Origin of the sequence: Pseudoalteromonas umbrosa (genome assembly GCF_030125375.1) — a bacterium.
Lineage (GTDB): Bacteria > Pseudomonadota > Gammaproteobacteria > Enterobacterales > Alteromonadaceae > Pseudoalteromonas > Pseudoalteromonas umbrosa.
The window spans coordinates 113418-126910 of record NZ_JASJUU010000022.1 but is presented as its reverse complement, the minus strand read 5'-3'; the positions used below and the strand labels follow the sequence as shown (position 1 = coordinate 126910).

Annotated in this window: 8 protein-coding genes; all 8 read left to right on the top strand. The window is 42.7% G+C overall.

All coding sequences use genetic code 11. The features are described 5' to 3' along the window. The first annotated feature begins 116 nt into the window (after positions 1–116). The 8 genes from QNM16_RS25300 (at position 117) to leuB (ending at position 13481) form a co-directional block, all read left to right on the top strand. Positions 117–3440: a M4 family metallopeptidase gene (locus tag QNM16_RS25300; protein ID WP_284022987.1), complete on the top strand. Its 3324-nt coding sequence runs from the start codon at positions 117–119 to the stop codon at positions 3438–3440. An 81-nt stretch (positions 3441–3521) separates the two neighbouring features. After that, a complete protein-coding gene (locus QNM16_RS25295) occupies positions 3522–5561 on the top strand; it encodes a Hint domain-containing protein (protein ID WP_284022986.1) in 2040 nt (679 codons plus the stop codon). Between the two features lie 50 nt (positions 5562–5611). Further along, the gene (locus tag QNM16_RS25290) at positions 5612–6859 is read left to right on the top strand and encodes a hypothetical protein (RefSeq protein ID WP_284022985.1); all 1248 of its coding nucleotides are present in this window, start codon (positions 5612–5614) and stop codon (positions 6857–6859) included. 10 nt (positions 6860–6869) lie between these two features. After that, positions 6870–7742 carry a GEVED domain-containing protein gene (locus tag QNM16_RS25285; RefSeq protein ID WP_284022984.1) on the top strand — a complete coding sequence of 291 codons (873 nt, stop codon included), beginning with the start codon at positions 6870–6872 and terminating at the stop codon, positions 7740–7742. A gap of 11 nt (positions 7743–7753) precedes the next feature. After that, positions 7754–9232 (top strand): internalin, encoded by a 1479-nt coding sequence (locus QNM16_RS25280; protein WP_284022983.1) that lies wholly within the window; start codon positions 7754–7756, stop codon positions 9230–9232. Positions 9233–9287: 55 nt separating this feature from the next. Continuing rightward, positions 9288–10358 (top strand): hypothetical protein, encoded by a 1071-nt coding sequence (locus QNM16_RS25275; protein ID WP_284022982.1) that lies wholly within the window; start codon positions 9288–9290, stop codon positions 10356–10358. A gap of 502 nt (positions 10359–10860) precedes the next feature. After that, on the top strand, positions 10861–12408 hold the full coding sequence (leuA, locus tag QNM16_RS25270) for a 2-isopropylmalate synthase (RefSeq protein ID WP_284022981.1): 1548 nt from the start codon (positions 10861–10863) through the stop codon (positions 12406–12408). Continuing rightward, positions 12405–13481, top strand: coding sequence for a 3-isopropylmalate dehydrogenase (leuB, locus tag QNM16_RS25265; protein ID WP_284022980.1), 1077 nt, complete (start codon positions 12405–12407; stop codon positions 13479–13481). The genes leuA and leuB overlap by 4 nt, the downstream gene beginning before the upstream one ends. Positions 13482–13493: the final 12 nt, after the last annotated feature.

The following is a 13493-nucleotide window of genomic DNA, read 5'->3' as shown; positions in this document are numbered from 1 at the left end:
TTGATGCAATTACTCTATACAATTGTAAATGACTGTAGTATAAAATATGATCAAAACAACTTGAATAATGTTACATTGTTAACATTCTACTCACTACAATTAAAAGGATAGATTGTATGAAACGTGTAGGAGTATTGCTTGGTCTATCAACTGTTTTGTTGCCAATAAGCGGTGCTTTGGCATCTGTTGAATCCACACCTATTTATAATAAGCAGCATCTGTGGCATGAAATTGAACAAGCTATATCAACCAAGAATCAGGTCGAGATTATTGCGACTCAGCAACGTAAAGAAAATATCATTGAATATCGTCCTATCAAGACAGTGGGTACAGACACCGTATATGAGCACTATCAAGCTTATTATATGGATTTACCGATTTTAGATAGTAATCTGGTTGTAGCGCGTAATCTTGATGGGTCTATCCGTCAAACAATGGGGAAACTTATTCGTGGCGATGTTTTAGCGTCCACTTCTGTCTATCACAACATGACGCAAACCGCTTTGCAGCAAGCTATTTGGCAACTTGACGTGATACATCAAGCACATGAGTTAGATATCCAAAAAGCGTATAAGCTTCAAGATCTGCAGTTATTACCGGTTGTTAAAGTGGAAGCGCAGTTTAAAGATCGCCGTGAAACAGTGTTACTCAATGCGCAAGATATGGCAGTTATATCTCATCAAGACAATACACTATATGCGTACAAACCTAGCTCATTAGCAAGCAATGGCTATCAAGCTGGCGGTGGTATTGGGGGTAGCTATAAACTGGGTGCAATATGTTATTCACCTAGCCCAAATAGCATGCAAAATTGTACTAGTTATCAGTTCGATGACTCTTCTCCTGCCGGAACAGAATTACTTTTTTCAGATTTAGATTCTAACGCGATTTTTGCTGAGTTTAATGGCTATCCATATATCATCAAAAAAGAGCAAAATAACTGTGTGTTAGACAACCCCTATGTGACGACTTATGATGCCAAAGTGTCAGAAGTAGAACCTGTTTCCTATACCTGCCTACAAAATAATGAAAACTTTAATAAAGCAGATATAGACTCTACCTATAGTACTTATTATAGCTACAGTGCCGCAAACGAAGCGCATTTTAACGGTGGCTTGGTAATGCAGTATTTCCATAAAAATCTTAAACAGCTCTTTCCAGATCAAGTACAAGATTGTGCTGCTGATGGGTATTGCATTAAGCCGTTACTACAAAAAGTGAACAAGCATACGATTTTGGGCTCAAATTATGCGTCTTGGGATGGTACGTATGCGAATTATGGGCCGGGTAATGGAGGCTATGAGTTTTACTCGCTGACAGGGCTGGGCATTGTTGCCCATGAAGCTGCACATGCCATCACACAATGGAATGCTGATCTGGGCAATAATGATATCGACCGCGCAATTAATGAGGGACTATCAGATATTAGTGCCATCGCTGCGCTTGATTATTTTCAGCATACTTCGAGTGGCGCTTACACTCAGTCTCAACCGTTTGCAGATTTATTTTTTGAATTACCAGGCCAGTATACGAATAATCGAAAGTGGTGGTATGGCTGGGATGTGATGGCAATAGATGCACCGGCACGTTATTTTGAATTGCCCTCTTGGGATGGGCGTAGTATCGATCACTGGAAAGATTTTACCAGCACAAAAACCGGTCATGATAATGGTGGCGTGTTAAGAAAAGCTTTTTATGAGCTGGTTAAAACTCATGGCTGGACAATTCAGCAAGCTTATCAGTTATTTTTGCGTGCCAATGTGAGCCAGTGCCTATTCTCTGGCATATCGATGAATGAGTTTGGTTTTTGTCTTTTAGATCAAGCTAATCATGTGAGTGTTGGCAACAAAACTGCGGCAGTTATTGGTGCGAATATTTCTGATAGTTTGGCTGGGGTTGGTATTTCGACAGGGATTGGACTATCAACTTTAGATGCTGATACTTGGTTGAATTATAACACTGCAAACTATGATTTGAGTCGTTTAGATAGCAACTCAATTGATGTCATTGAGGTGGATTGGGGTGATGGCCAAGCGGAAGTTTGGCGTCGCAGCGATAACACTGCGATTGCGCCATTTTTGAAGCGTAAAAAAGTCTTATCAGAGGATCAGTTGATTCGTTTTTCACTTGATGTCACAACATGGGATGGGATGTCACGCACGGCTTACAATCACTTTTATACTCGCCCAGCTCAAACTTGTGCGCCCTATACCAATGCCAATATACAGCACAGTACCTCTTTGTCATTTGGTGGACACACCATCAATAATTTGCCTGCGGGGTATACTGGACAATTCAGCACACCTCGCGCAATTGCAAAAGACCGCGAGTATAAGATGGATTTCTCTAGGGATTTAAGTGGCAAGTTAATTTCAATATTTTTTGATTACAACAAAAATGGCTTGATTGAGAGTGAGGAAGAAGTGATCCGTAATCAGAAAATTACTGGGAGCTCGGCATCGTTTAAAATTAATCAAAAAGCAAAAGCTGGACTAGGTGTTATGCGTGCTGCGATCACAACTAGTGAATATGACTATTATATTTGGGATGGTTGTGGTGTTGTTGACAATGGACAAGTGTTGGATGTGATGCTCGATATTGACTCCAATGCATTGCCGTTGGTTGCTGATTTTGATATTCAAATCTTAGATAACAATCGAGTGAAATTTATCAACAAATCTCAAGGTAACTCAGATAAACAAATTCAGTACTTGTGGGGCTTTGGGTTTGATAACAAAACCAGCACATTAAGAGATCCGGGAACAATTACATATCCAACTGAAGGCGGGACATTTACTATATCTTTGGGCGTTCGCTATGCTGATGGCAGTGGTTCAGATATACAGTTGCAGAAAATAACTTTATCTGAAGTGAACACATGCCCTGCCAAAATCAGTAATAGTGATAATGCAGGTGTGTTTTACATCGATGAAATTAAGCTATTTAGATACTCGACTGAGCTAGCCACTTTGGATGCTGCGCAAGGTTATAACCCGCAAGGATACAGCCAGTTTATTGCGGCCAACTTTGAAGCGCAGCGCAATTCCAATTTGAGTGTTGAAATAGCAACCAATTTGATCCCGCGTGCAACCGCTGAGCGATTATTAGATAACAGCGATCGCGGCGTACGTTTAACAGTTTGGCTTGATGAAAACAGAGATGGCAAGTTTGAAGAGTCAGAAGCCAGCCTAGACTCTGATCCTAACTTTAATTACTGGTTGGATAACAGTCAGTGCCGTTCAGTGGCTGGGCAAGAACACTGCCGTATTAAAGCGACTAAATCTTTGTCGCTACCACATGTCTCTTGGCTGACAAGGTCGAGAAACTTCTACGTGCGTGCGAAATTAGAAGAGTACCCTAAGCACGATTATAAGCTGGACTCATGTAACGTATTCGATTACGGCGAAATACATGATTTCCGTATCAAAGTGAAATATTAATTAATAACCGCTCGCAGTCATGTAGGCAAAGGTCCCTTTGCCTACGAGCTACCTAGTATCACCAATCAAAAAGGAAACTTTATGAAACTTGTTAGCCTAGCAGTGATTGCTGCTTTGGGAGGCGCATCATTTGTTGTTGATGCAGCACCAGTATCAGTTGAAAATCATAACATTCAAACACTTGTTCAACCTGATGCATCTTTGGGTATTTATGATCAGGCATCTCAGCGTTTGGCACAGCACGGCATTAATGCAAAAAATCGCCCGCACTTATTTAAGATACTGCAAACTACGCAGCTGAAGAATGCGCAGCAAAATGAAATGGGCATTGCTGCCGTGTCTGGCTTAGCGAACCCTGTGAATACAGAGTGTACAACAGAAAAAGTGTGCTCTTTTTTCACTGACATGGGTTTTAGAACGGCTGTAGATTCAAATAATAACGACTATGTCATTATTTCAGCGATTAACAGTGAGACGGCACCAACGACTTATACGTTTTTAGATCTGTCATTAGTGAATGAACATGGTGAACCCATTACTATTCCGCGTTTTATTGAGTACTTTGACGATAAGGGCGAAACAAAAAAACGCATGGACATTACTTCTGTTGGCAGAGTGAACGATATTATAGCTAAGCTGATAGCAGCTGAAAAAATTTATGCAAATGCCTATGCGATTGTGACCTACATTAATGCTAGCGGTGTAGAAGTAGCGGAAACAAAGCAAATGTCTGCAGAGTACTCTAAAGACACACTGCTTGCCGACTTGGGTTATGTGAGAACTTCAGTCAGTGGCCAAGGCGATGAAATGTCGATTGGTGGTTATGGCTCTGATGCTGAAATGAATATCTTACCTGCAAGTGATTACAGCAAAATTGGTGCAAAGCTACTGGAAAAAGGCGTAACAGCCCCAGTTGATCTTAAAGAAATCAATGAGACTGATCCCACGAAAAACCGCATCAAAGTGTGCTTAAACCGTCGTTATAATGACTGTGATATTGATGCTTACTACGACCCTGGTACGCCTAATGATCAAATCAAGGCGGTAGTACCGTTTACAGGGTTTAGAGATGTGATGGGGCGTGTTACTAAGATCTATCGTCCTGATTGGTCTACAAAAAATGTAACTTTTGATGGCAATGGTAATCCATCTTATACGATTGATCCTAAAGGCGAGAGACCGGTAGAGCTTTATCATGGAACAGAGATCTTTATTCAAACCAAAGAGCTTGGTGGGGCAACGGCATTAGGTGGTGGTTATCAGGGCTCAAGTCATCTATTTTCTGATCATATCAACTTAAAATACTTTACTAAGAAGATAGGCCCAAGAACGTTCGATATGACACGTATTTCATGGAATATTCCTAGATCTAAAGGTATTTTCGGCGATGCGCGACTTTACGGCCGTTATGAAGACGCACACTGGATCATGAACTTGTCGATTGAAACAGAAGAAACGCGCGGTACCAGCAAACTGAAAAGAAGATATTCTTATGTCGTTGGTAGTGCAGATATGCCAGATGATCAATCTTGGAAAGATATCGAGCATCCGCCGCTACAAATGGTATTTAGTTGTCTAGCAAAAGGCTCGATGATTAAGCTCGCCAATGGTAAAGAGCTGCCAATTGAGCAGTTGCGTGTTGGTGATACTGTGTTGGGTGCAAGTCAATATGCGCCAAACGTTCATTTACCTCTTGAAATCAAAGATGTTTCTATCGGCTCTGAAAGTCAGCCAATGATTAAGTTAATCACTGAATCAGGTAAAGAACTATTGTTGACTGAATCTCACCCTGTTGTCACGCAATCAGGTGTATCTTCTTGGGCAAATAAAGTGCAAGTGGGCGATCGCATTCGCACGGCATCTGGACTTGAGTTGATCACGAAGGTTGAAGAGCAAAAGTACAACGATCATGTTTATAACCTGAAGTTGGCAAGAACAGCTGATGATCCTAATCATAACCCTGGTGAAACCTTCTCTATGTTTGCAAATGGACTGCAAGTGGGTGATTTAGCAATGCAGACAGACAATGAGTTTGAAGAGGTTGTTGAAACAGAGCAAGAGATCCTTAAACGCATTCCTGAAGCATGGCATAAAGATTACCTAAATAGCCTCAATAAGTAGGATACAAACTAGCAGAGGTCGACTTCGGCCTCTTCACGGAGTGAAAACAAATGAAAAAACATAATTTCATTAGCCTTGCGCTGGTTTTATCTGCAGTTCCAGCCATGGCTCAAGTATCAGATTCCCCACAGACGCTAAGTGAATTAAAAGCTTTATCAAGTGAGACAAAGAGCATTGATTTAGTGCCGCTTGGGACCGCCTATCAAAGCAAAGGGGATGTTTTATTAGGGCTTCAATCTGTACAGGGCACAGCTGTTGAACACTTAGGTAATACCAATATCGATTTTCGAGTTGGTGTAGATTTAAGTTACGAGCAAGCACTGAAGCTGATTGATGGCAAAGTAGATGCTGGCTTTAAATTTCCAGCGGTGCGTGTTGATGCTGGGGCAAATTACGCCAAAGATATCAGTGCGGATAGATACACAGGCACTTACAGCGTGTATTCATCAGTGAAGCCCAAGTCCCGTATTCTGATGCCAACAGGTGAAGATGGGTATCAACCAACACAGGCAGCAAAAGAACTGGCACAAGCATATCCTGGCAATAAGGCTGCCAATTTAGGAGATGGCTTTGTTCAAGGATTTGCTTACGGTTCAAATGTGGTTATCAATATGAAAATTGAATACCGCAATGAAGAAGATAAGCGAAAAATTGGTGGCTATCTGAGTGTTGATTGGATAGGCACAGTTAAAGTCGATGGTAAATTACAAAAGATTGATGAAGAAAAGCGTCAGTCGGTAAAAATTTCGATCAGTGGCTATCAAAGTGGCGGCGATCCTAACCGTCTGTTAAACATTATCCCCAACGGCATCATGCGCTGTACTTTGCTTAATCCAGAGCCTTGTTTCAATTTATTTGAAGCTGCGGTCAATTACTTAAAGACAGACTACATCAACCAGTTTGATACGCTTGATGATTACAACATCACTGAGAGCTATATCACTAAGTATCTAGACTCAGGAGCAGGCTTACAGCAGCTGATCCCAGATGCAGGTTACACCCCAGTGAACTATTTGACTAAGTTAGTGATTAAAGAGCTGACTTCACGTTGGATAGAAGAGCGTTTGACTTATCGTCGAGCGAAAAATTTACAGCGTTATTATGCAGCACAATTTTCACCTGAGCAGTTAAATCAACTCCAGCAAATAGAAACTTCAAGCCGTGCAAATGCCAACTTGTTTGCCGATATGGTTGATTATTGTGAGCGCAATCCTGAAGGCAACTACTGCATCGATTACGAGTCTGGCAACCTTGCCTATTATCGTGATTATAGTGCGATCAGCGACGTTTTAAAGTAAGGACACCATTATGAAAAAGCTAACTATGAGAACATATGTTTCTTCACTCGCGCTTGCTTCATCACTACTTTCTGGCACTGCATTTGCGCAGACACCGGCTGATGAGTTGATCCAAAATGCCAAATACAGCGAGCTGGGCGATATGCTCACCACAACTCAGGCGCAAGGACGCTATGCATGGCTGAAAAAATGCTATGACGGCTTGTTGGTCGAGATGTGGGAGCAGATGTTTGATACCAGAGACATTATTCCAAAAGAACAGAAGTTACAGCAGCTTAAAGAGCTATGGCTATCTCAAGCCAAAGTCGCGGCAGGACAAGCACAGTATGTGACTTTTGCGAATGAAGACTTTACCAACCCATATGAATGGACTGCTGGAACAAGTGAAAATCAAGCGTGTACTTTAATGCCGCCAGAATATCAACCTGTCGCTCTAAAAACCGCTGTGTTGAAACACCAGTACTGTGAAAATACCAGCTTTGGTAGTGAATGGGAGTGGATTGAAGGCGTGACAGTGGAAGAGTTTGAGCATGCATCAGGTTCACATAAACATACCATGGTGTCAGGTAAAGTAGTGACTTTCCCTGCGAACCGTGCGGTAAAAGTCAGTGTAACACCAGGCAATATTATACCTGAGTATCCATCCTATGTGGCACTGCGCGTTTGGGTTGATTGGAACCATAATGGTGTGTTCGATGCCAATGAAATGATGCACTCGTCTGCGTCAGATGGTGTATTCCAGTTTGTATTTAATGTGCCAAAAGATGTCCCTGACGGGGTCACAATGATGCGTGTTGCACTTGATGCAGGTGGTGGTTCTGATAATGCATGTCGACGCATTCAGTATGGCGAAGTTGAAGACTATCTGATCACAGTTCGTTAAGGAAAGATGATATGAAACCTATTTATTTATCAGTTATTGCGATGGCATTAACTGGGCAAAGCGTCGCAGCACAGACATCCGCTTCAGATGTTTCAAGCTCAAACTTATCAGGCTCGGTGATCTCAGGACTCATTAATGATCACGTTGCGATTGGCACGGCATATGACAGTCAAAAGAAGCGTTTTCTCAATGTACAACCAGTATCTGGGGTTATCGACGAAACCTTTGGTAACACTGAACTTAAGTTTAAAACTGGTATAGATATGAGCTACGATGACATGCTCAATACGTTAAACGGCAGCGTGGATGTAGATGTGAACTTCCCTGTTGTGCGCGTATCTGCGGGTGCTTCTCTAGCAAAAGAAATGGCATCTAGCACGTACTCCAGCTCGTATACTTTCAGTGCTGCAAGCACACCCAAAAAGCGTTTGTTTTTACCCAAAAATCAAAATCAGGGCTTTGTGCTATCACAAGTGGGCAATGATATTGCGAACAATCACCAGACAAAGCTTCAGACCTTGGTGGGTGATGAGTTTGTCACTGGCGTCGAATACGGCGCTAATGTATTGGTGAACTTAAAAATCGATTACGGTAGTAACAAAGATAAGTCTGACATTGGCGGTTATTTAGATGTCGATTTATATGGTGGCGTATTTAATGTTGGCGGACAGCTGAGATATTTGAAGGATGAAACTAAATCTTCGGTAAAAATCACCGTGCGTGCAGTACAGCAAGGGGGCGATCCGAAGCAATTGTTGAGCATTATTCCGAACAATATCATTACCTGTTCATTGGATAATCCAAAGCCGTGTTTTGATATGTTTTATGAAGCGGTTAAATATGCCAAAACTGGCTTCAATTCACAGTTGAACAGCTTGAGCGATTATAACGTTGTGCGTTATTACACTACGCGCTATGAGAACTCATCATTGGCACTACGCGGCTTAGTCCCTGAGTACCAAATTGTGCGAAATGCGACTAAGTGGTTGACGACAGAGCTTGAAGATGACTTTAAGCAAGCAATTTTGGATGAGCAACGCGCTGATAAACTACTCAACAGTTATTATGCGTATCTCCCAGAAACACAGCGTATTGCCGTTGAGCGTATTAAGAATTTAGCTTATGACAATGCGTGGTTTTTCTTCAATGCAGCACAGTTTTGCCGCGATAACCCGTTTGGGTATGCGTGTGAAAACAAAGTGCAAGAAATGAAGAGTGCCTGCGTGCAGCGCGGTAAAGCTTGCCCTGCAAGTTATAACGTGACGGATTTACAGCTGCCAAGTACTGATCAGCAAGATTGGAAGCAGTGTGAATTAGCCAGACAAGAAGCCGTAAGAGCTGGTGTGGTCACTGAAGAGGAAAGTGCACGTTTTCGTAATCTACGTTGGGCACCTACCTTTATCGAAGCCACAGCACCTGCGCGCGGAATCTTAAATTGGCGCTTATGTGAAGGTGCGCTTAGCACTTACGGCAACGCCTTTGCCCAATAAGCTGAATATAGCCGTATAGCCTTTTGGTCTATACGGCTTGTTTCAAGGAGCGGATATGAAAATCTACTTGGCAGCCATTGCCACGTTGTTGTCTTGTGTTGCTCACGGCAAGGTGTATTACAGTGAAAAAGTAAAAACAACAGACTTGGGCAAAACCTTCAATCTCAATACGCACACGGTTGGACAACCCTGTTTGCAGGGAGATGTTCAATACCATTCAAATTTATCGGGTAGTCTTAATTATTTTCAAAGGGTGGATGAAACCCTGATCCGGCGACGTACTTTTGGTGAAGTACACGGCGGGATCAATCTATTTATTATTGCGGGCAGTGTGTCCACTTCAATGACACATCGCAATGCAACAGACAGCTTATCTTTGACATCACAGTTACACCTGAAGTTTGATGAAGGCTACAGCACACTTGAAGATCGCGATCTGGTTAATGGCGTTAATATTGGCGACTGTGGACATAGCTTTGTTTATCAGGTGAATTATGGGCGAGATTTGTTCGTCAATACACGCCTTCACTTCAAGACGGTAGAAGATTACAAACGGTTTGTGATTAAGATAAAAATTCGCTTGCTGTTTTTCAAAAAAACCATCACCAAAGTGAAAGAAATTGAGAAGTACGCAGAAAGCGCGGTGTTTAGTGTTGATGTAAATTCGAATGGCCCATTGCCAGAGAAGTTGCAAAAACAGCTCAATGAACGCCCCACTTATTGCCGAGGTAGTAACATCAGCCCATGTCTAGAGACGTTACATGAGTTGGTGTCATACAGCTTTGACAATAATGGTTTGGTCAAAGACCTCGCTACACTGGACAAAGTGCCTCGCAGTTTTGTGGTCAAAGGCTTTCAAGACTCTGGCCACTATGGGGCGCAGGATTGGGTTGCAACCAGTAATAGGGAAGAAGATGAAACGACATGGCGAAAGGCGGACAGTCATTATGGTCAGGCTGTACGTGAGTTAGAACGTGCAAAAGCATTTTTAACAGTGGCGACAGAAGATGAGCAAGCTCAGGCGCAGCTGCGCTATGATCAGGCCCTAATCAAACTTGCTGATGCGCAGGCACTTAAGTCACGTTGCTTTGAAAAGCCTTGGTTGTCGGAGTGCACAAGTTTATAGCTGCATTACACAGTTAAGTGAGTTTATGCGTCTCTTATTTGAGAGGCGCACGTCAAAACGACGTTTTAACTGTACCAATATGTTGTGATGCTGTGAGCAGAACCAAAAATAAACAACCTTTTTGGCGTTTTTTTTAAACACAATATTTAATTCAGCAGTGGGCAATATTTTCAGTAACACATCGAATGAATTGTGCTCGTCGTGCATTAATTATCTTCATTTTATGTTTTTGTCGGTGAGTTTGTTTTTTTGCACACGCATTATTTAATGTTTATTGAAAAATTTATGCTTGATCTGTGCTTTTTAGACGTGTTACAACATAATTAATACATCAACAGGTACGATTGCTCACAATGAAAAACATCATGTTACTGACAACTTTGCTTAACCTCTTACTGATTAATTTAGATAAGGGCGGGGCTTAGTTGCGTGTATGAGCAACCAAATAGCAAACCCCGCCAACGAGCGGGGTTTTTTATTTTGCGCGAGCGAGGAAATAGGAATGCAGGACAAGGTTTGGATTTTTGATACAACGTTAAGGGATGGCGAGCAAGCATTGAAAGCGAGCTTGACAGAAGAAGATAAGATTCAGTTAGCGCATACCATAAGTCGACTGAATGTCGATGTGATGGAAGTTGGCTTTCCAGTGTCGAGTCCTGCTGATTTTAGAGCCGTTCAGCGTATTGCACGTGAAGTAAATGGGCCTGTGATCTGTGGTTTGGCTCGTGCAATGCCTAAAGATATTGAAGCGTGCGGATTAGCGTTGCAAGGAGCTGAGCGACCTCGTATTCACACCTTTATCGCGACTAGCCCACTGCATTTAGAGCATAAATTACGCAAGTCTCTTGATGACGTCATTGATATGGCGGAGCGTTCAATTAGGCAGGCTTTAAAGTACACCGATGATGTTGAGTTTTCTTGTGAAGATGCTGGCCGCACACCATATGCTGATTTATGTAAAGTGGTTGAACGTGCAATTAAAGCTGGAGCGACGACCATCAATATACCTGACACTGTGGGTTACACCACGCCTGATGAGTTTTCAGCCATTATTCACTACTTGCGCAACAACGTGCCAAATATTGATAAAGCAAGGCTGAGTGTGCACTGCCACAATGATCTTGGTTTAGCGGTTTCAAATTCTATCGCGGCTGTGCAAGCGGGAGCGAGGCAGATCGAGTGTACTATCAATGGAATTGGGGAACGCGCTGGGAACTGTTCATTGGAAGAAGTTGCGATGATCATGAAAATGCGTGAAGACCATTTGAGAGTACATACTGATATCCGCAGTGAAGAAATTTACCGAGCATCTCGTCAAGTTGCGACAATTTGCAATATGCCAGTACAGCCCAACAAGGCCATCGTGGGCGAAAATGCATTTGCGCATAGTTCAGGTATTCACCAAGACGGTGTTTTAAAAGCACAAAATACTTATGAAATTATGGCGCCTGAAATGGTCGGTGTGCCGAATAATCAACTTAACATGACCTCTCGCTCTGGCAGACACGTCATCGAGCACCGCTTATCAGAGCTGGGTTATCAATCACATGATTACGATATGGACCAGCTTTATACCAGCTTTTTGGAGCTGGCGGATCAGAAAGGCACAGTGTACGACTACGATCTAGAAGCCATGATTTACTTCAATAAATTGGCTGAACAAGATGAGTTTTACCAATTGCAGTTTGTTAATGCATCTTCTAACTCTCAATCAATTGCCAGTGCGACTGTGGGTATGAGCCTTGGTGGAGAGTTAATACAGGAAGCGGCGACTGGTAATGGCCCTGTAGAGGCTGCATTTTTAGCGATTGAGCGTATTACGGGTCAGGCAGTGGAGATGATTGAATATAACCTAGAGGCGACAGGTCAAGGTGCAAGTTCACTTGGCCAAGTCAATATCATCGCGAAATGTGATGGTCGTCAATATCACGGCGCAGGTCTTGCTGCTGATGTGGTTGAAGCATCTGCTCGAGCCATGATCCGCGTTTACAACTTAATAGATAGGGCACGAAAAGTGTCTGACCTTAAACAACAAAGGAAAGCAGGATGAGTCAAAAAAGTTATCAAGTCGCGGTTTTGGCGGGTGATGGCATAGGCCCCGAAGTGATGGCAGCTGCTCAGCGCGTGCTTGAGCGTGTAAGCGAAGAATTTGCGTTTAAATTAAATTTGGTTCATCAAGCTATTGGCGGCGCAGCGATTGATGAATTTGGTGAAGCACTACCGGCACATACATTGTCAGCGTGTGAGCAAGCGGATGCTATTTTATTTGGTTCTGTAGGTGGTCCTAAATGGGCGAGTTTACCACCGGAAAAGCAGCCTGAGCGCGCATCTTTATTACCGCTTAGAAAGCATTTTGGTTTGTTTTGTAACCTCAGGCCAGCGCAGCTTTTACCAGCACTAAGTAGTGCTTCTCCACTACGTGAAGACATCAGTGCGCAAGGGTTTGATATTTTATGTGTTCGTGAACTAACCGGTGGTATCTACTTTGGTGAAAAGGGTCGTCAAGGGAGTGGTGATAGTGAGTTTGCTTTCGATACGCAAAAATATAGTCGTAAAGAAATTGAGCGTATTGCGCGTTTTGCTTTTGATGCAGCGCGCTTGCGTCGCAATCATGTCACATCTGTTGATAAATCAAATGTATTGGCGTCGAGTGTATTGTGGCGTGAAGTCGTGATTGAAGTCAGCCAAGACTATCCTGATGTCACGCTTGAGCATATCTATATTGATAATGCTGCAATGCAGTTAGTTAAACAACCGAGTCAGTTTGATGTGCTTTTATGTGACAACCTATTTGGCGATATTTTGTCTGATGAATGCGCCATGATCACCGGGTCTATGGGGTTATTGCCGTCGGCAAGTTTGAATCAGTCAGGGTTTGGTTTATATGAACCAGCTGGTGGTTCAGCCCCCGATATTGCTGGTAAAGGCATTGCAAATCCAATTGCACAAATCTTAAGTGCCGCTTTAATGCTGCGTTATTCTCTGGGTGAAGATGAGGCGGCTAGACGCATTGAAAAAGCCGTTGCAGAAGCTGTAGCACAAGGGGTGGGTACGCCAGACATTTATCCACAGGTTGGGTATACCACGCAAGATGTTGCGCAAGCGATTGTTGATCGTATTTAAGATTCGTTTTTA